We start from the raw sequence: 19,872 nt of genomic DNA, 5'->3' as shown, positions 1-19,872 counted from the left end.
GTACGACGTTCCCGTGAGAGCAGGCTTCTTACAGGTGCAGCACAACCCTTGCAGGCAGTGGAGCCCTTGTGGGAGCCAGCGAGCCGGATCAGGCGTCCTGATAGCTCTCGATCGACGGGCAGGCGCACACCAGGTTACGGTCGCCGAATACGTTGTCGACGCGGCCGACCGGTGGCCAGTACTTGCCTTCCACCAGGCCAGGCAGCGGGTACACCGCCTGCTCGCGGCTGTAACCGTGGGCCCATTCGCCAACCAGCTCGGCCGCGGTATGCGGGGCGTTTTTCAGCGGGTTGTCGTCTTTGTCCAGGCTACCGTCCTCGACCGCGCGGATTTCTGCACGGATCTGGATCATGGCGTTGCAGAAGCGGTCCAGTTCTTCCTTGGACTCGCTTTCGGTCGGTTCGATCATCAGCGTGCCGGCCACCGGGAAGGACATGGTTGGGGCGTGGAAGCCGAAGTCGATCAGGCGCTTGGCCACATCGTCGACGCTGATGCCGCTGGTGTCCTTCAGTGGGCGCAGGTCGAGGATGCATTCGTGTGCCACCAGGCCATTGCCGCCGCTATACAGGACAGGATAGTGCTCTTCCAGGCGGCGGGCGATGTAGTTGGCGTTGAGGATTGCCATCTGCGACGCACGCTTGAGGCCGGCACCGCCCATCATGCGGATGTACATCCAGGTGATCGGCAGAATGCTGGCGCTGCCGAACGGCGCGGCGCACACCGCACCCTGGGTGTTTTGCAACTGCGCATGGCCGGGCAGGAACGGCGCCAGGTGCGACTTGACGCCAATCGGGCCCACCCCCGGGCCGCCGCCACCGTGCGGAATGCAGAAGGTCTTGTGCAGGTTCAGGTGCGACACGTCGCCGCCGAACTTGCCCGGCGCGCACAGGCCGACCATGGCGTTCATGTTGGCGCCGTCGATGTACACCTGGCCACCGTTGTCGTGAATGATCGCGCAGATTTCGCCGATCGCTTCTTCGAACACGCCGTGGGTCGATGGGTAGGTGATCATGATCGCGGCCAGGCGCTCGCGGTGTTCGATGGCTTTGGCGCGCAGGTCCTCGACATCGACGTTGCCGCGGGCGTCACAGGCGGTAACCACCACACGCATGCCGGCCATGTTGGCGGTAGCGGGGTTGGTGCCGTGGGCAGACGAGGGGATCAGGCAGATGTCACGGTGACTTTCGCCACGGCTGCGGTGGTAGGCACGAATGGCCAGCAACCCGGCGTACTCGCCCTGCGAACCGGCGTTGGGCTGCAGCGACACGGCATCATAGCCGGTAGCAGCGCACAACATTTCTTCCAGCTCGGTGGTCATCTGCAGGTAGCCCTGGCTTTGCTCGGCCGGCGCAAAGGGGTGCAGGTTGCCGAACTCGGCCCAGGTCACCGGGATCATTTCGCTGGCTGCGTTCAGCTTCATGGTGCAGGAGCCCAGCGGGATCATGCTGCGGTCCAGCGCCAGGTCCTTGTCGGCCAGGCGGCGCAGGTAGCGCATCAGTTCGGTTTCGCTGTGGTAGCGGTTGAATACCGGGTGTTCGAGGATGGCCGATTGGCGCAGCAGGGCAGCGGGCAGTAGCGAACCGGTGCTGGCGGCCAGCGCGGCGAAGTCAGGCAGGGGCTGGTTGCCGGCGAACAGTTGCCACAGGGCCTGCACGTCAGCCTGGGTGCTGGTCTCGTCCAGCGACAGGCCTAGGTGGGCGGCGTCGACCTGGCGCAGGTTGATACCTTGGGCGCGGGCCTGCTCATGCAGGCTGGCAGTGGCGGTGCCGGTGGCCAGGGTCAAGGTATCGAAAGCTGTTTTACCGACCACTTGCAGGCCCAGGCTGTTCAGGCCGGCTGCAAGAACCGCGGTCAGCGCGTGGGTGCGCTCAGCGATGCGCTTGAGGCCGGCCGGGCCGTGGTACACGGCGTACATGCTGGCGATATTGGCCAGCAGCACCTGGGCGGTGCAAATGTTGCTGGTGGCCTTCTCGCGGCGGATGTGCTGCTCGCGGGTTTGCATGGCCAGGCGCAGGGCGGTCTTGCCGAAGCGATCGATCGACACGCCGACCAGCCGGCCTGGCATGTCGCGCTTGAAGGCGTCACGGGTGGCGAAGTAGGCCGCGTGTGGGCCGCCGAAGCCCAGGGGCACGCCAAAACGCTGGGCGCTGCCGATGGCCACGTCGGCATCGAACTGACCCGGTGGGGTCAGCAGGGTCAGGGCCAGCAGGTCGGCTGCCACGGCGACCAGCGCGTTGGCGGCATGGAAGCGCTGCACCACTTCACGGTAGTCGAACACCTCGCCATTGCTGGCCGGGTATTGCAGCAGCGCGCCGAAGAAGGCACTGGCATCGCCCAGCTCGCGTTCGTCGCCGACCACCACGTCGATGCCCAACGGCTCGGCGCGGGTGCGTAGTACGTCCAGGGTTTGCGGGTGGCAGTGCACCGACGCGAAGAAGCTGTGGCTGGTCTTGTTCTTCGACAGGCGCTTGCAGAAGGTCATGGCCTCGGCTGCGGCGGTCGCTTCGTCGAGCAGCGAAGCGTTGGCGATCGGCAGGCCGGTGAGGTCGCTGATCAGGGTCTGGAAGTTCAGCAACGCTTCCAGGCGGCCCTGGGAGATTTCCGGCTGGTAGGGCGTGTAGGCGGTGTACCAGGCCGGGTTTTCCAGCAGGTTGCGCAGGATGGGGGCCGGGGTGTGGGTGTTGTAGTAGCCCTGGCCGATGAAGCTCTTGAACAGCTGGTTCTTGCCGGCGATGGCCTTGAGTGCTGCCAGCGCGTCGGCTTCACTCTGGCCGTCGTGCGCGCCGAGCACGCTGGTGCCCTTGATGCTGTCGGGGATGACTGCCGCGGTCATGGCGTCCAGCGATTCGAAACCGAGGGCGGCGAGCATGGCCTGCTCGTCGGCGGTGCGCGGGCCGATGTGCCGGGCGATGAATTCGTTGGCGGTGCTGAGGTTGATGGTCATGGCGCAGTCCTCAGGCTTCGGCGTTGGCTTTGATCAGGCGGTCATAGGCGTCCCGGTCGAGCAGGGCGCTGACCTCGCTCATGTTGGCCGGGGTGAAGCGGAAGAACCAGCCTTCGCCCATGGGGTCATCGTTGACCAGCTCCGGTCTTGGGTCGAGCTGTGCGTTGACTTCAACCACCTCGCCGGTCAGGGGCATGTACACGCCGCTGGCAGCTTTCACCGACTCGACGGTGGACGCTTCGCTGCCTTTCTGGTACTGCAGCAACTCGGGCAGTTGAACGAAAACCACATCGCCAAGGGCGTTCTGGGCGTAGGCGGTGACGCCCACGGTGACGCTGCCATCGGCTTCTACGCGCAGCCATTCGTGATCTTCGGTGAAACGCAACTCGCTCATGCGAAATCCTCGGGCGTTGGGCGCGGTGTGCCCGCGCTCTTGGGTCGAGATTCCCATAGCAATAATGCGGCCAATTTCAAAAAAGACTTATAAAACAATGAGTTAATTTTTTTTTGCGGTGCTCGTTGTTTGGAAGTGGAACGAAAACACTACACTGCAAGCGGGGTGAAAAAGCGTTTCGCTATCAAACCCTTGTATAACCGCATGTGCATGCAAGCGTAGCGATTTCGGTACGGTGTAATCAAAGCATTACAGCGCCACGGCGCCTGTCTTGGCATGTTACTGCCAACCCCATTGGCGGGCGACGCCACAGGTACGACAAAAGGCATCAACCTGCCATGAACAGCGGCAGTGCCAGATAGAGTTTGATCACGATGACATTGATGATGTCGATGAAGAACGCCCCCACCATCGGCACCACCAGAAAGGCAATGTTCGAAGCGCCGTAGCGCTGGGTCACTGCCTGCATGTTGGCAATGGCAGTGGGCGTGGCCCCCAGGCCAAATCCGCAATGGCCGGCAGCCAATACGGCTGCATCGTAATTACGACCCATGACCCGGAACGTCACGAAAATTGCGAACAGCGCCATGACCAGTGTCTGTGCGGCCAATAATGCGAAGAACGGCAAGGCCAGCGCTGCCAGGTCCCATAGTTTGAGCGACATCAAGGCAATGGCCAGGAACAGCGACAAGCTGACATTGCCCAGTACCGAAACTTCCCGTTCGAACACACGGTAGAAGCCGAATGCGGATAGCCCATTGCGCAGCAATACACCCACGAACAGCACACACACAAACGTCGGCAGTTCGAATGCAGTTCCTTTGAGTGCGCCATTGAGCAAAGAACCGGCAAGCAGGCTTACCGCAATCAGCGCCAGTGTTTCCACAAATGAAAACGATGTTATCAGGCGCTCTTTGTCAGGCCGCTCGAAACCCTGGGGCAGTTGCGGCTGTTCCTCATCGGCCCCCGGCGTTTTCACCCGCTTGATCAGCAGCCGGGCAACCGGCCCGCCGATCAGGCCGCCCAGCACCAGCCCGAAGGTGGCCGAGGCCATTGCCAGTTCCGCAGCCGAGGCCAGGCCGAACTTTTCGCTGAACGTGGCGCCCCAGGCGGCGCCGGTACCGTGGCCGCCGGACAGGGTGATCGAACCGGCCAGCAGGCCCATCAATGGGTCCAGCCCCAATGCCGAGGCCAGGCCGATGCCCATGGCGTTCTGCACCAGCAACAGGCTGGTGACCACCAGCAGGAAGACCACCACCACACGCCCGCCTTTTTTCAAGCTGGCAAAGTCTGCGCTCAAGCCGATGGTGGCGAAGAAGGCCAGCATCAATGGTGTTTGCAGTGAGGTATCGAACTGCACCTGAACATCGAAACTGCGCAACGCAAGCAGGGCAAAGGCGACGACCAGGCCACCGGCAACGGGTTCCGGAATATTGTAGACGCGCAACAAGCCAATCCGGGCAACCAGCCCGCGCCCCAATAACAGGACGAGAGAGGCGGCTACAAGTGTGCCGTAAAAATCGAGTTCAAACATCAGGTGCTCTCGTTATATCCAGTAGCGAACCACACTCCGCACTTAGGCGGAGCAGTGGGGTGACAAGTGGCAATACACTGTCACCATTCTACGAGGCATATGTGGGAGAGTATCTTTCACTGGCGTAGGAAAGGTCTGAACAACTAGCGGGTTATTGCAACGATTATCAGCCCTTGCCGGGTATTCCATATTTCCGCAGGCGCTGGGCAATGGCGGTGTGCGAAGTGTGCAAGCGCGCAGCCAGTTGCCGGGTGGAGGGGTAGCTGGCGTACAGACGTTGCAGCAGCTCACGCTCGAAATCGCCCACGGCTTGTTCCAGGCTGGCCACTTCGCCATCTTGCCCGCGCGCCACCGAGGTGCCGGCGATGTCCAGGTCACCGATGTCCACCAGGTTGCTTTCGCAGATGGCCGCCGCACGGAAAATCACGTTCTGCAGCTGGCGCACGTTGCCCGGCCACGGGTTGGCCAGCAGCGCCGAATGGGTGGCCGGGGTCAACCGGCAGGCTGGGCGCTGGATCTGCGTGCAGGCCTGCTGCATGAAGAAGTGCGCCAGCATCAGGATGTCTTGGCCGCGGTCGCGCAGGGGCGGTACCTGCAGGTTGAGCACGTTCAGGCGGTAGAACAGGTCTTCGCGGAAGCTGCCTTCGGCCACCATGCGCTCCAGGTCGCGGTGGGTGGCGCTGATGATGCGCACATCAACCTTCACTTCGCGGTCGCCGCCCACCCGGCGGAAGCTGCCATCACTGAGGAAGCGCAGCAGCTTGGCCTGCAGGTACGGTGACATTTCGCCGATTTCATCCAGAAACACGGTGCCTTGGTTGGCCAGCTCCATCAGCCCCGGCTTGCCGCCGCGTTGCGCGCCGGTGAAGGCGCCGGGGGCATAGCCGAACAGCTCGCTCTCGGCCAGGCTCTCGGGCAGGGCGGCGCAGTTCAGCGCCAGGAACGGTGCCGCCTGGCGGCTGCTGATGGCATGGCAGGCGCGGGCCACCAGCTCTTTGCCGGTGCCGGTTTCGCCATGCACCAGCAGCGGCGCGTCGAGTGCGGCAACGCGCATGGCGCGTGCCTTGAGGGTACGGATGGCCGGTGACTCGCCCAGCAGGGCGTCGAAGCCCTCGGCGTGGTCGTGGTGCAGGGCCGACAGGCGTTCGCCCATGCGCGATGGCGGGTAAAGCGTCAGCAGGCCACCGGCGTTGGTAATGGGCATGGCATCGAGCAGCAGGCTGTGGCCGTTCAGTTGCATCTCGCGCATGGGCAGGTGGAAGTTGTTGTCCAGAAGCGCCTGCAGCAGCCCGGCGTCGCCGAACAGCTCGCCCACCGAGCGGCCGGCCGATTCCCGGCCGCACAGCTCGATCAGCGCCGGGTTGGCCAGCAACACCTTGCCGGCGCTGTCCACGGCCAGGACCGGGTCGCTCATCGCTGCCAGCAACGCATCCAGCTGCAGGTGCCGACGTTGTCCGGGAAGGATGTCGACCACGTCCACCGACTGTACCCCGTGCACTTCGAACAGTGCGTCGTGCAGCTCTTCGAGCACCGCGGGGCTGAGCGTCGGGGCGTCGATGTAGACGTTCGGCGGGACCATCTCCACGGCGTCCAGGTTGAGGTTGCGGGCACCGAGCAGGGCTAGCACTTCCTGAGTGATGCCGACGCGGTCGATGAAGCTGACGTGGATGCGCATGGGAACGTAGAGGGTGGTGGCCGGGGAGGGCGGTAGTATGCCTCAACATCGCCGGGGTCGCTTTGCGGCCCATCGCAGGCAAAGGTAGCCGCAGCATCTTTAGCGCCTATGAGATCGAGCGCCGCCCGCGCGGCGCTCGATCTCATAGGCGCTGCATATCTTGTGGCAAACACCTGTCAGCCCTGATGCGATCCCTTTGGGCGCTGGCTTGCCTGCGATGGGCTGCAAGCCAGCCCCAAACTTGTGAAAATCACTCCAGGTGTTCTGGTTTGATCGGGTCGCCCGACTTCACATCCAGTTTTTCGCGAATGTCCGCGAACATATGGTCATAGAGCTGGTGCGGTGAACTCAGGTTCTCGAATTTCTTCGGCGACGGCAGGTACGTTTGCGCCTTGCGGGTCAGCAGCATGAGAAAGCTGGGCAGCGCCTGGTCCTTGGGCAGGAAGAACGCTTCATCGACTGCCTTGCCTTCGATGCTGCCATGCATGCGGAACTGAATGCCTCTACCTTCCTTGGGGTCCGACACTGCCTCGTATTCGATGTTCAGGTCATAGCTGTGGTCATCTTTGTTGAGCGCAGTGCGCTCGATGTGTACATGACCGGGGTGGTACTGGGCCATGGAAAGCTCCTTGGGGAGGTCGAAAATGACGGGCCGCGCAGGCCCGCCCACTGCATTCAACAGTAGCTGATCCCCGGCTTCGCGGTCGTAACACGCGTGCCGGCTGTGCCTTTGACGATTTCCTCGATGTTTTCCAGCGAACTGATCACTGCCACCTTGCCGGTATGGCGAGCAAAATCACAGGCGGCCTGCACCTTCGGCCCCATGGACCCCGCGGCAAAACCCAGCCGTTGCAGTTCGTCGGGGTGCGCTTTGGCGATGGCTTTCTGCGTAGGTTTACCCCAGTCAATGTACGCCGCATCCACGTCGGTGGCGATGATCAGAAGGTCGGCTTCCAGTTGCTCTGCCAGCAGCGCCGAGCACAGGTCCTTGTCGATGACCGCCTCCACCCCTTTGAGTTTGTGGTTTTCATCGTACAGGGTGGGGATGCCGCCGCCGCCCGCGCAAATCACGATGCTGCTTTTTTCCAGCAGCCACTTGATCGGGCGGATTTCAAAGATGCGCTTGGGTTTCGGGCTGGCCACCACGCGGCGGTACTTGTCGCCGTCAGGCTTGACCACCCAGCCTTTCTCCTTGGCCAGGCGCTCGGCCTCGTCCTTGCTGTAGACCGGGCCGATGAACTTGGTCGGGTCCTTGAAGGCCGGATCGTTGGCGTCGACTTCAACCTGGGTCAGCAAGGTCGCGAACGGCACTTCGAAGGCCAGCAGGTTGCCCAGCTCCTGCTCGATCATGTAGCCGATCATGCCCTCGGTCTCGGCACCGAGGACGTCCAGCGGGTAGGCCTCGTCCGGTTTGTAGGAAAGGCCCTGCAACGACAGCAGGCCGACCTGTGGGCCGTTACCGTGGGCGATGACCAGCTCGTTACCGGGGTGGATCTTGGCGATCTGTTCGGCGGCGGTGCGGATATTGGCACGCTGGTTGTCAGCGGTCATGGGTTCGCCGCGGCGCAGCAGGGCGTTGCCGCCCAATGCAACAACGATACGCATGGAGAATGTCCTTTTGAGGTGGGCTTGGGGCTGCAAGCGGCAAGCGGCAAGCGGCAAGTTGCAAGTTGCAAGTTGCAAGTTGCAAGCAGAAGCAGGCCGGTGTGATCAGCTGCTTTCAGCTTTCAGCTTGCAGCTTGCAGCTTGCAGCTTTCAGCTTTCAGCTTGCAGCTTGCAGCTTGCAGCTTGCAGCTTGCAGCTTGCAGCTTGCAGCTTGCAGCTTGCAGCTTGCAGCTTTCAGCTTTCAGCTTGCAGCTTGCAGCTTGCAGCTTTCAGCTTTCAGCTTTCAGCTTTCAGCTTTCAGCTTTCAGCTTGCAGCTTGCAGCTTGCAGCTTGCAGCTTGCAGCTTGCAGCTTGCAGCTTGCAGCTTGCAGCTTGCAGCTTTCAGCTTGCCGCTTTCAAAGGTCAGCCAGGGTCGAAACCAGGATCGCCTTGATCGTGTGCATGCGGTTTTCCGCCTGTTCGAAGGCAATGCAAGCGGGCGACTCGAATACGTCGTCGGTCACTTCGATGCCGTTGGCCAAGTCCGGGTACTGTTCGGCAATCTGCTTGCCCACCTTGGTTTCGGAGTTGTGGAACGCCGGCAGGCAATGCATGAACTTGGTGCGGGGGTTGCCAGTGGCCTTCATCAGTTGCGCATTCACCTGGTAAGGCTTGAGCAGCTTGATACGCTCGCCCCAGGCCTCGATCGGTTCACCCATCGATACCCATACGTCGGTGTGCACAAAGTCCACGCCCTTGACCGCGGCCAGCGGGTCTTCGGTCAGGGTGATACGCGCGCCACTTTCTTCTGCGTACTGCTTGCAGCGCTCAACCAGGTCCTCATGTGGCCACAGCGCCTTGGGCGCGGCAATGCGCACATCCATGCCGAGCTTGGCGCCGATCAGCAGCAGCGAGTTGCCCATGTTGTTGCGCGCATCGCCCAGGTAGGCGTAGCTGATGTCGTGCAACGGCTTGTCGCTGTGCTCGCGCATGGTCAGTACGTCGGCGATCATCTGGGTCGGGTGATACTCGTCGGTCAGGCCGTTGAACACCGGTACCCCGGCGAACTTGGCCAGCTCCTCGACGATTTCCTGCTTGAAGCCACGGTACTCGATGGCGTCGTACATGCGCCCGAGTACCCGGGCGGTGTCCTTCATGCTTTCCTTGTGGCCGATCTGCGATGAGTTGGGGTCGATATAGGTGACATTGGCGCCCTGGTCGTAGGCCGCCACTTCGAAGGCGCAGCGGGTGCGGGTCGAGGTTTTTTCAAAGATCAGGGCAATGTTGTTGCCCTTCAGGTGTTGCTGTTCGGTGCCGGTGTACTTGGCGCGCTTGAGGTCGCGGGACAGGTCCAGCAGGTAGCGCAACTCGCGCGTGGTGTGGTGTTCCAGGCTCAGCAGGTTGCGGTTGTGAATGTTGAACGCCATGACTTTTCTCCTTGGGTATGGTGAACGCACCGGCCGCCGCTGGGTAAGCGCGGCCGGGCTAATGGGCGTTAGTAATCGATGGGGTCACGGATGATCGGGCAGGTCATGCAGTGGCCGCCGCCCCGGCCCCGGCCCAGTTCGCCGGCGCTGATGGTGATGACTTCGATGCCAGCCTTGCGCAGCTGGGTGTTGGTGTAGGTGTTACGGTCGTAGCCGATGACCACGCCTGGTTCGATGGCCACGACGTTGTTGCCGTCATCCCACTGTTCGCGTTCGGCGGCGAAGCTGTTGCCGCCGGTTTCGACCACCCGCAGCTTGATCCCAAGCTGTTCGCCGACCACGTCGATGAACGACTTGTTCACGCGGCGCACGTCCATGCCATACGGCTTGCTTTCATCCGGGCGAATGATGAACGGCACGATTTCCTTGACCACTTCCGGGAAGACCGTGACCAGGTCGCGGTCGCAGAAGCTGAACACGGTGTCCAGGTGCATGGCGGCGCGCGACTTGGGCAGGCCGGCAACCACCACTTCCTTGGCCGCACCGTGGGCGAACAGGCTCTGGGCCAGCTGCCCGATGGCCTGGCGCGAGGTGCGCTCGCCCATGCCGATCAGCACCACGCCATTACCGATCGGCATCACGTCGCCACCCTCGAGCGTGGCGTTGCCGTGGTCCTTGTCCGGGTCGCCATACCACACCTGGAAGTCGGCGCTGGTGAACGCCGGGTGGAATTTATAGATGGCGGTGGTCAGCAGCGTTTCCTGGCGCCGTGCTGGCCAGTACATCGGGTTCAACGTGACGCCGCCGTAGATCCAGCAGGTGGTGTCACGGGTGAACTGGGTGTTGGGCAGCGGTGGCAGGATGAAGCTGGAGTGCCCCAGGTAGTCGTTGTACATCTTGACCACTTCGGCGCCTTCGCTCTGCGGCAGGTCCTGGCCGGCCACGCCGCCGATCAGGAACTCGGCCAAGTGCCGCGGTTCGAGACCTTCCAGCCAGCTGCGCACTTCATTGGTCAGGCCCACGCCGACGGTATCGGCGGTGATCTTGCGGTCCAGAATCCACTTCAGCGCTTCAGGTTGCTGCACGATGTCGGTCAGCAGGTTGTGCATTTCCAGCACTTCCACGCCACGCTCCCGCATCTTGGTGACAAAGTCGAAGTGGTCACGCTTGGCCTGGTCGACCCAGATCACATCGTCGAACAGCAGTTCGTCACAGTTGCTCGGCGTCAGGCGCTTGTGCGCCAGGCCCGGTGCGCACACCATGACTTTGCGCAGCTTGCCGGCCTCGGAGTGCACACCGTACTTCTGTTTTTCAGCGGACATGGTTTCATTCCTCCAATGGGACGAAAGCGTGGTCAAAGGGTCAGGAAGCCGTCGTACAGGCCATAGGCTGCCACCAGGGCGCCGATCACCACGGCGGCGAAGATCAGTTTTTCCACGTTGGTGAAGATGGGTTGGCCCACTTCACGCTTGGCCTTGGCGAACAGGATCGCGCCAGGGGCGTACAGCAATGCCGACAGCAGCAGGTATTTCACGCCGCCGGCGTACAACAACCAGATGGCGTACAGCAGGGCGATAGCGCCGATGATCAGGTCCTTCTTGCGTTCGGCCAGGGCCTGCTCATAGGTTTCGCTGCGCAGGGCCAGCAGGAAGGCGTAGGCCGCCGACCACAGGTAGGGCACCAGAATCATCGAGGTGGCGAGGTAGATCAGCGACAGGTAGGTGCTGCTGGAAAACAGCGTGATCACCAGGAAGACCTGCACCATGGCGTTGGTCAGCCACAGCGCATTGGCCGGTACCTGGTTGGCGTTCTCGCGGCGCAGGAATGCCGGCATGGTGTGGTCCTTGGCGGCGGCGAACATGATTTCGGCGCACAGCAGCACCCACGACAGCAGGGCCCCCAGCAGCGAGATGATCAGGCCGACACTGATCAGTACCGCCCCCCAGTGGCCGACCACATGTTCGAGCACGGCGGCCATCGACGGGTTCTGCAGCTTGGCCAGTTCCGGTTGGGTCATGATGCCCAGCGACAGCACATTGACCAGTACCAGGAACAACAGCACGGTCACGAAGCCGATGACCGTGGCCTTGCCCACGTCGGCGCGCTTTTCGGCGCGTGACGAGAAGATGCTCGCACCCTCGATACCAATGAACACCCACACGGTGACCAGCATCATGTTGCGGACTTGGTTCATCACACTGCCCAGTTCGGGCGTGCCCCGGCCCCAGATGTCGGCGGTGAAGACGTCCAGCTTGAAGGCGAACAGGCAGATCAGGGCGAACAGCACCAGCGGCACCACCTTGGCCACGGTGGTGACCAGGTTGATGAACGCCGCTTCCTTGATGCCGCGCAAGACCAGGAAATGCACCGCCCATAGCAGTAGCGAGGCGCCGATGATGGCGGCTGGCGTGTTGCCCTCGCCAAAGATCGGGAAGAAGTAGCCCAGGGTGCTGAACAGCAGCACGAAGTAGCCGACGTTGCCCAGCCAGGCACTGATCCAGTAGCCCCAGGCCGAAGAAAAGCCCATGTAGTCGCCAAAACCGGCCTTGGCGTAGGCATACACCCCGCCATCGAGGTCAGGTTTGCGGTTGGCCAGGGTCTGGAACACGAAGGCCAGGGTCAGCATGCCCACCGCCGTGATGGCCCAGCCGATCAGTACCGCGCCAACCCCTGCGCTGGCGGCCATGTTCTGCGGCAGCGAGAATATGCCGCCGCCAATCATCGAGCCGACCACGAGTGCAACTAATGCACCGAGTTTCAATTTTCCGGATGAATCAGACATTTAACAACTCCTGCCAGGAGAAAGTTGACGACAGCATAAATCCGCCGTCTCAGCCATTCGCTGACGTGGGTCAGGTCATGGTGCCGTGAAGTAGGAAAAAACCTTCACGGTGCTCCTGGAGTGTGCCGACAGCTCAAGCTGCAGGCCTTGCGCGCTGGCACCTCCATGTCATTCTAGAGCAAACGCTCTGTTCAGCCTGCGATGCTTGACGCTAGCCGCTTTCCTGGCTTTCGCAACTTTTTTACGAATTTTTCAAGTTTTATCAATTCCTTCTCCAGTCGCCATCTAGCTGCTAGTTTTTACAGGAACTGTTTATAGATAAAACTGTTATTACCGCAGTTCTTTTTGTGAGCGGGTTCACTATAAGCAAGCGTTTCTATATGGCCGCAAACGCTGTTACATCCGTATGACATTGGCGAAAAAAACGGGGGATACATGAGCGAACCGGGTCAGAAGTTACGCTTGGGCGCGCTGATCGCGTTGGTGGTCGGCTCGATGATCGGCGGCGGCATATTCTCGTTGCCGCAGAACATGGCGGCGCGTGCCGATGTAGGGGCGGTACTGATCGGCTGGGCCATCACTGCGGTGGGCATGCTGGCCTTGGCCTTCGTGTTCCAGACCCTGGCCAACCGCAAGCCGGAACTGGACTCGGGGGTATATGCCTACGCCAAAGCCGGTTTCGGCGACTATATGGGCTTTTCTTCGGCCTGGGGCTACTGGATCAGCGCCTGGCTGGGCAACGTCGGTTACTTCGTATTGCTGTTCAGCACCCTGGGTTTCTACTTCCCTGTCTTTGGCGAGGGCAACACGCCTGTCGCCATCGGTTGTGCCTCAGTCCTGCTATGGGCGGTGCACTTTCTGGTCTTGCGCGGCATCAAGGAGGCGGCGTTCATCAACCAGGTGACCACCGTGGCCAAAGTGGTGCCCATCCTGATTTTCGTGGTGATTGCCGCATTCGCCTTCCGTGCCGATATCTTCACCCGTGATATCTGGGGGTTGAGCAACCCTCAGTTCGGGGGCGTGCTGGAGCAGGTGCGCAACATGATGCTGGTGACCGTTTTCGTGTTCATCGGCATCGAGGGCGCCAGCGTCTACTCCGGGCGCGCCCAGCGCCGCTCCGATGTGGGCAAGGCCACGGTCATAGGCTTTCTCGGCGTGCTGGCGCTGCTGGTGCTGGTCAACGTGCTGTCCCTCGGGGTGATGACCCAGCCGGAGCTTGCCGGGTTGCAGAACCCTTCGCTGGCGTCGGTGCTGGAGCATATCGTCGGCCCCTGGGGCGCATTGCTGATCAGTATCGGCCTGGCGGTTTCGCTGCTGGGGGCTTTGCTTTCATGGGCTTTACTGTGTGCCGAGATTCTTTACGCCACGGCTCGCGACAAGACCATGCCGCGCTTCCTGGCCAAGGAAAACGCCAACCATGTGCCGGCCAATGCCCTGTGGCTCACCAACTGCATGATCCAGGGTTTCCTGCTGATCACGTTGTTCTCGGCCGGTACCTACACCAGCCTGATCTATCTGGCGTCGTCGATGATCCTGGTGCCTTACCTGTGGTCGGCGGCCTATGCGCTGCTGCTGGCTGTGCGTGGCGAGAGCTACGCCGCGCAGCCACGGTTGCGGCGTAAAGACGTGCTGGTGGCGCTGGTTGCCTTGCTCTACGCGATTTGGCTGCTGTATGCCGGCGGGCTCAAGTACCTGCTGTTGTCGGCGTTGCTGTATGCCCCGGGCGTGATCCTGTTCGCCAGGGCCAAACATGAGCAGCGCCAAACCCTGTTCACCACCTGGGAAAAGCTGATTTTCGCAGCTGTGCTGGCAGGCGCGGCGCTGGCCGCCTACGCCCTTTACTCAGGGTTGCTGAGCTTGTGACGGGGCTGTGCAGGCGTGCTCCGGGCGTGACCAGATCCACAGGTTGCCCAGGGTCATGCCGGCGATGGCGAGGAATACCGGCCAGTGGTGCTCAAGAAAGGTCAGCATCAGGCCTGCACAGAGCAGCATGCTGAGGGTCGCGCTGACCTTGGCGCGGCGCTGGATCACCTTGCCGTTGCGCCAGTTGTACAGAATCGGCCCGAACAGGCGGTGGTTTTCCAGCCAGGCCGACAACCGTGGCGAACTGCGCGTTGCAGCCCACGCTGCCAGCAGGATGAATTCGGTGGTTGGCAGGCCGGGAATGACGATCGCGACCAGACCCACCCCCAGGCTCACGTAAGCCAGTATTCCATACAGCAGGCGGGCGAGTTTCGAGCGGGCGGGTCGGGTCATGGTCTCACTGCAAAAAACGGTGCGGCCACCGGAAGGGTGGCCGGCTAGGGCGTATCAAACCAGCGCAGCATCTGCAGGATAGGCATGCTTGAGCAGCTCGGTGAAGCGCTCGAATGCCGCTACTGCGCCGCGCTCGGCCGCCGCGTCTTCTTCGGCCGACAGGTCCAGGGCATCCAGGATGCGGGTGAACTGCTTCCAGCCTTCGGCACGGCCACCGGCCGGCTCGCCCAGGTGCCGGGCGCCGAAGCTGTCGGACAGGCCCAGCGCTGCTGCCCGTTTGATCAGAAACGCAGCGCCCAGTTTGGAGCCTTCGGAGACGAAGATCCAGCCCATTGCCTCGCCCAGGCTCGGATTGCCCAATGCACCCTGCACGGCGGCCGGCACTTGGGTGTCGAGGTCGGCGAGGTCGAGGCGGGCGTGGTCGGCCCGGCAGCGCGCGGCCAGGTCTGGGACGATGGCAATCAGTTGCGGGTCGTTGTACAGGGCCTGCAGCTCGGATTGGAACAGGTACTGGGCGACCACGAAGCGGGCGAAACTTTCGCGGCTGTCGAATGGGGCGTGGGATTTGACCAGGGCATCGAGCTCGGCGTGCGGGGCGTGGGTGATCTGGTTCAGGCGTTGGGAGCGCAAGGCTGGGCGGTCGGTCATGGGGCAGTCCTTGGAAAGAGGGCGTCTAGAGACAAGACGAAGCAGCGGCGGCGGAACAGTAAAAAAACCGGGTATGTACAGACGGGTCATTGCGGCGCCTGTGGGATCGGGCGCCGCAAACTGCAACCTTCAGATATCCCACACCACATTGATGCCGAAGTTGCGCCCCGGCATGCTCAAACGGTCGATGTTGGCCGGCTGGGTCACGGCCGCTTCACCCTGGCCGTCATAGCTGCGTACCGAGTCCCACTGCCAGTATTTCTTGTCGGTCAGGTTGTACAGCCCGGCGTTGATGGTGACGTCGTCGGTCACCTTGTAGAAACCGGTCAGGTCCAGTACGCCATAGCCTGGCGTGCGGAACTTCGTGCTCGAACCGTCTGGCGAGTAGAAGGTGCTGTCGTCGACCCGGGTCTTGCGCTTGACCAGCGTCCAGCTCAGCAAGCCACCATAGTTGTGTTGCTCGTAACCCAGGCCGAACACGCCTTTGAGCGGGTTGACCGTGTTCAGCGGTTCGCCGGTGTCATCGTTACGGCCGTAGGTGTAGGCAATCGAGCCCTGGGTATACAGGCCTTGTGGCGCTCCGAAGTGGTCAAGGTTGAGGCGGCCCTTGACCTCGGCGCCCTTGATGGTGGCGTGCTTGATGTTGTTGGCCTGGAAGGTCTGTTCCAGGTTGGCGCTCTGCACGGCGTCTTCGTCGATGAAGTCGCGGTACTTGTTGTAGAACACCGCCACGTCGAAGTTGCCGGCGTCGAAGTTGCCGCGCAGGCCGGTTTCATAGCCCTTGCTTTTTTCAGGTTCCAGCCCTGGGTTGCCCTCTACCCGGTAGCCTTGGTCAAGGTTGACGAATTTCCCATACATGGACTTGGCGGTCGGCGTGCGGAAGCCCTCAGCGTACTGGCCGTACCAGGTGTAGTGGTCATCGAAGGCGTAGGTCAGGCCGAACTTGGGCGAGACGCGGTGCCAGGTCTTGTCCGAGTCGTCCTGGGAGGTGGGCGCGGTGGCGGTGGACTCCAGGCCACGCAGGAACGCCTCGGTGAACCTGGGCTGCATGCGTGTGTAGTCGTAACGGGCGCCTGGCAGGAAGGTCCAGCGGTTCCAGCGGATTTCATCCTGCACGAACAGGCTGTAGGTGTTCACGGTCGGGTCCGGGAAATCACTGACCAGCACCTGGCCGTCGGCCGGGCGCGGCGCGCCGGCGGCAGCGCAACCCGAGCCTACGGCCAGGCAGGTGCCCGTGCCGCTGCGCGAACCGGTGATTTTCTCGTGCTTGAGGGTGGTGCCGTAGGTCAGCAAGTGGTCGGTGCTGCCGATGCTGAAGGCCCTGTCCAGCTGGGCATCGAATACCCACTGGCGGTCCTTGTAACGGGTGTCGCGGGTGCGCAGTACCTGGCGGCCAGGTGGCGCATAGATTTCATCGGTGTGCTGGTCGGTCTTGGCGACCTGGTAGTTCAGGCTCCACTTCACCTGGTCAGCGAACAGCGTGTCCAGGCCGAACTCATGGTTGATGCCGAAGCGTTCGCGGGTGATGGTGTCGTTGCCGCTGCGCGCCTTGTAGTAGCCCATGCCACCGAACCCGGGTATGAACGGCCCTCCTGCGGCGCTGAGGATGTTCTGGTCGCGGTCATCCTTGTAGCGCTCGTAAGTAAGGCCTAGTCGGGCGTCATCAGCGTAGTTCCAGCCTGCCTTGGCCAGCACGTTGGTGGTGCGCACGTCCATCGGGTTGGCTTCGGTACGGGCCAGGCCGGCGCCGCTGTGGTGGCCTTGGGTCTCGGTCTCGTGGCCGTTGCGCTGGCTCAGGTGCAGCAGCCCGTCGACATCGCCCTGGCGCCCGGCGACGGTGGCCGAGGTCAGCCAGCTTTCGTCCGCCGAGCTGTAACCGCTCTTCAGGCGTGCGCCAACGTCCTTGCCTGGCTTGATGATGTCGTCGGGGTCAAGGGTGAAGTAGCTGACCGCGCCGCCGATGGCATTGCTGCCATACAGCACCGAGGCCGGGCCGCGCAGGATTTCCACGCGCTTGACGATTTCCGGGTCGACATAGTTGCGTTGGGTTTGCGCGTAGGGGCCGTAGAAGAAACTGTCGGGGATCGCCACACCGTCGACCTGGGTGAGAATCCGTTCGCCGTCGATACCGCGGATGTTGTAGCCGTTCAGGCCACTGCGCTGGCCGGTGCCGGCCACCGATACACCCGGTTCGTAACGCACCAGGTCCTGGATGTTGTTGACGTTCTGGCGGTCCAGTTGCGCTCGGGTCTGCACGCTGACCGTGCTCGGCACCTGGCTCACGTCCTGGGCACTGCGGGTGGCGCTGACGGTCACTTGCTGCAGCGCGATCACATTGTTCGCGGCCTGGCGTTCGAGTACCACATTGGCATTGCCGATCTTGCGAAAGCTCAGCCCGGTGCCCTGCAACAGGCGCTTGAGCGCGGCATCTGGCGGCAGCGCACCCTGTACACCGGGCGAGGCCACGCCTTCGGCCAACTCGGCGCTGAAGCCAACCTGCCAACCGGTGACCTGGCTGAAGGCGTTGATGGCCGACACCAGCGGTTGCTGGCCGATGCTGAAGCGGTAGTCGCCCATGCGCGGGCTGCTGGCGCGGGCCGGTTCGCCAGCCAGCGCCGGCAGGCTACAGGCGCCGCTGGCGAGCAATGCCAAGGTCAGCAGCGAAAGCTGCCCGGTACGGCGGGGAAGGGAAGACGAGCGGGTAATACCTGTGTACATCGGAAGCGCTCCCAAACGTGCAGACAGTTATAGGTGTCTGTTCTCGTTTGTTAAACAAGAATCAGTTGCATTGGCTATAACGAGACGGATGGGGGCGCAGAACCGCGTAAAAATAAATGCAAAAGCTTTGAACAGGCATGCCGGGCTGCGCGGCGACGTGGCCGTAGGGGAGGCAAACAGTCAGTTCAGGATGACCAGCGCCGGGTACTCATGCAACTGGGCGGAGGTGATGTGAGCCAGCGCGCGCAGGGTTTCCAGCGGCTGGTCGAGGCGGTAGTTGCCGGTTACGGCAACGTCATCCAGCTGGGTATTGCGGTTGATGATCCAGCCGGGGTAATAGCGCCGGACTTCGGCCAGTACCTGGCTCAGCGGGCAGTTTTCGAACACCAGGCGGCCATCGACCCAGGCCAGGTCCTTGTGCATGTCGGGGCGCTGGCGCTGGCCAATGCCCTGGGGGCCCACACTGATGCTGTCGCCAGCGCTGAGGCGTATGCGCTGGTCACGCGCACCTTGCAGGTCGACATCGCCGCGCTGCACCCGCAGTTGCGCTTCACCGTTGAGGTAGCGCACGGCGAAATCGGTATCGCGTGCTTGCGCGCGCAATGGCCCGGCCTGGACTTCCAGCGGCATCGGCGCGTTCTGCGGCACCTGGAAGTAGGCTTCACCCTGCAGCAGGCGCGCGACCTGGCGGCCGCCGCGGCGGTCACTGGCGAACGCCGAATTGGTGTTCAGCAGCACCTTTGCGCCATCGTCCAGTTGTAGGCGCTGGCGTTCGCCGACCACGGTCAGGTGGTCGGCCTGCAGGCGTGTCGGCAGGTTGCCGAAGGTCACCAGCCCAACCAGCAGCACGGCTGCCGTCGCCAACGGCTTCCAGTGGCTGCGCAGGCGCCCGCGCCACGACCGGCGCTGCTGCCGGTGCATCTGCGTGGCCACCTGGTGCAGCGGCATACCGTTCCACAGCGCTTCTGCCTCGACATAGGCTTCGGCGTTTTCTGGCGCTGCGCTCAACCAGGCCTGGAAGGCGAGGGTGTCGTCGGCATCGGCGCCTTGCAGGCGTACCAGCCATTCCAGCGCCTCGTCCATGGCACGCGCACGGGCATTGGGCCCGGCAGGTGACGGGCGAGGGGCGGGGCTGTCGGTCACGGGGAATCCTTGCGTGGTTTTTTGCAAATGATCAAGGCTGCGGCGTGGTGTGGCAAGGGCTTTACGTTGAGGGGCTGGCCAGCGGCCGGTTCACTTCAGGCGCTCGGCGACGCCCATGCAGATGGCCATGATCAGCTTCAGTTCCTTTTGTACCGTACTGGCCGAAACATTCAGTTGCTCGGCAATTTCCAGGTAGGTGGCGCCATGCAGGCGGCTGAGAATGAAGATGCGCTGCTGGCGCTCGCTCAGCTGGTTCAGGCTGATGCTCAGGTGCTTGAGCAGTTGTTCGGCGTGCGCGGCATCCTCGCTGCTGCTGGCCGGTGCGGCCACGCTGTGCAGCACCTCGTCGGGCACGTCGTCGACCAGCATGCGGGCCTGCACCCGGCGGGCGCGCAAGTGGTCGAGCGCCAGGTTGCGGGCCGTCTGGAACACGAAGGGTTCGATGTGCTCGACAGGCCGCTCGCCCAGGGCGCGCGACACCCGCAGGTAGGTTTCCTGCAGCAGGTCCTCGGCGGTGCTGGGGTTGCCGACCATGCGCTGCAGGGTGCGCAGCAGGGAAAGGCGCTGGAGGAGGAAGACGGCGTTGAACCGGGAGTGACTCACGAGAAGACCTGACCGACCAAAAGCTAATGATAATGCTTATCATCTATGCAGAAGGTCAAGTCTGGAAATGTTAGGAAAAGGTAAAGATTGTGAGCCCGCTGGTGGCTGGGGGAGGATGTTCTGTGTATTCGAGACCGAGCGCCGCCCGCGCGGCGCCGGGTCTC

At 62.5% G+C, this 19,872-nt stretch carries 15 protein-coding genes; 1 reads left to right on the top strand and 14 read right to left on the bottom strand.

Going from position 1 to position 19,872, the window contains the following annotated elements; translation table 11 throughout:
* Positions 1 to 88: 88 nt before the first annotated feature.
* The 9 genes from gcvP to arcD (ACF8SD_RS05760) form a co-directional block, all read right to left on the bottom strand.
* A complete protein-coding gene (gcvP, locus tag ACF8SD_RS05800) occupies positions 89 to 2,944 on the bottom strand; it encodes an aminomethyl-transferring glycine dehydrogenase (protein WP_173887701.1) in 2,856 nt (951 codons plus the stop codon).
* Between the two features lie 10 nt (positions 2,945 to 2,954).
* Positions 2,955 to 3,338: a glycine cleavage system protein GcvH gene (gene gcvH / locus ACF8SD_RS05795; RefSeq protein WP_392484075.1), complete on the bottom strand. Its 384-nt coding sequence runs from the start codon at positions 3,336 to 3,338 to the stop codon at positions 2,955 to 2,957.
* Positions 3,339 to 3,666: 328 nt separating this feature from the next.
* Positions 3,667 to 4,872, bottom strand: a complete 1,206-nt coding sequence (gene gltS / locus ACF8SD_RS05790) for a sodium/glutamate symporter (RefSeq protein ID WP_274411660.1) — start codon at positions 4,870 to 4,872, stop codon at positions 3,667 to 3,669.
* Between the two features lie 166 nt (positions 4,873 to 5,038).
* On the bottom strand, positions 5,039 to 6,547 hold the full coding sequence (locus tag ACF8SD_RS05785; protein ID WP_047150239.1) for a sigma-54-dependent transcriptional regulator: 1,509 nt from the start codon (positions 6,545 to 6,547) through the stop codon (positions 5,039 to 5,041).
* Positions 6,548 to 6,797: 250 nt separating this feature from the next.
* Entirely contained in the window at positions 6,798 to 7,166 is a 369-nt protein-coding gene (locus tag ACF8SD_RS05780) for a DUF5064 family protein (protein WP_173887704.1), read from the bottom strand.
* 56 nt (positions 7,167 to 7,222) lie between these two features.
* Positions 7,223 to 8,152: a carbamate kinase gene (arcC, locus tag ACF8SD_RS05775; protein WP_392484074.1), complete on the bottom strand. Its 930-nt coding sequence runs from the start codon at positions 8,150 to 8,152 to the stop codon at positions 7,223 to 7,225.
* Positions 8,153 to 8,547: 395 nt separating this feature from the next.
* Complete coding sequence (locus ACF8SD_RS05770; RefSeq protein WP_009683386.1) at positions 8,548 to 9,558, bottom strand: ornithine carbamoyltransferase; 1,011 nt, start codon at positions 9,556 to 9,558, stop codon at positions 8,548 to 8,550.
* A gap of 68 nt (positions 9,559 to 9,626) precedes the next feature.
* Positions 9,627 to 10,880 (bottom strand): arginine deiminase, encoded by a 1,254-nt coding sequence (gene arcA, locus ACF8SD_RS05765; protein WP_173887706.1) that lies wholly within the window; start codon positions 10,878 to 10,880, stop codon positions 9,627 to 9,629.
* A gap of 32 nt (positions 10,881 to 10,912) precedes the next feature.
* The gene (arcD, locus tag ACF8SD_RS05760) at positions 10,913 to 12,340 is read right to left on the bottom strand and encodes an arginine-ornithine antiporter (RefSeq protein WP_392484073.1); all 1,428 of its coding nucleotides are present in this window, start codon (positions 12,338 to 12,340) and stop codon (positions 10,913 to 10,915) included.
* A 435-nt stretch (positions 12,341 to 12,775) separates the two neighbouring features.
* Here arcD (ACF8SD_RS05760) and arcD (ACF8SD_RS05755) point away from each other — a divergent pair, with 435 nt between their 5' ends.
* On the top strand, positions 12,776 to 14,203 hold the full coding sequence (arcD, locus tag ACF8SD_RS05755) for an arginine-ornithine antiporter (RefSeq protein ID WP_235768530.1): 1,428 nt from the start codon (positions 12,776 to 12,778) through the stop codon (positions 14,201 to 14,203).
* On the opposite strand, the gene ACF8SD_RS05750 is transcribed toward arcD (ACF8SD_RS05755), so the two are convergent.
* From ACF8SD_RS05750 to ACF8SD_RS05730, 5 genes are all read right to left on the bottom strand, one after another.
* Positions 14,183 to 14,596: a YbaN family protein gene (locus ACF8SD_RS05750; protein WP_054890324.1), complete on the bottom strand. Its 414-nt coding sequence runs from the start codon at positions 14,594 to 14,596 to the stop codon at positions 14,183 to 14,185. The two genes, arcD (ACF8SD_RS05755) and ACF8SD_RS05750, sit on opposite strands and share 21 nt — an antisense overlap.
* 54 nt (positions 14,597 to 14,650) lie before the next feature.
* Positions 14,651 to 15,244, bottom strand: a complete 594-nt coding sequence (locus ACF8SD_RS05745; protein WP_392484072.1) for a biliverdin-producing heme oxygenase — start codon at positions 15,242 to 15,244, stop codon at positions 14,651 to 14,653.
* 129 nt (positions 15,245 to 15,373) lie between these two features.
* Positions 15,374 to 17,962, bottom strand: a complete 2,589-nt coding sequence (locus tag ACF8SD_RS05740; protein ID WP_392484071.1) for a TonB-dependent receptor — start codon at positions 17,960 to 17,962, stop codon at positions 15,374 to 15,376.
* A gap of 180 nt (positions 17,963 to 18,142) precedes the next feature.
* Positions 18,143 to 19,105 carry a FecR domain-containing protein gene (locus ACF8SD_RS05735; RefSeq protein WP_047150079.1) on the bottom strand — a complete coding sequence of 321 codons (963 nt, stop codon included), beginning with the start codon at positions 19,103 to 19,105 and terminating at the stop codon, positions 18,143 to 18,145.
* A gap of 90 nt (positions 19,106 to 19,195) precedes the next feature.
* A complete protein-coding gene (locus ACF8SD_RS05730) occupies positions 19,196 to 19,708 on the bottom strand; it encodes an RNA polymerase sigma factor (RefSeq protein WP_161893136.1) in 513 nt (170 codons plus the stop codon).
* Between the last annotated feature and the right edge of the window lie 164 nt (positions 19,709 to 19,872).

It is taken from the genome of Pseudomonas sp. CJQ_9 (assembly GCF_043106615.1).
Lineage (GTDB): Bacteria > Pseudomonadota > Gammaproteobacteria > Pseudomonadales > Pseudomonadaceae > Aquipseudomonas > Aquipseudomonas juntendi.
The sequence above is the reverse complement of the archived record's forward strand: the minus strand, read 5'-3'. Positions and strand labels throughout refer to the sequence as shown.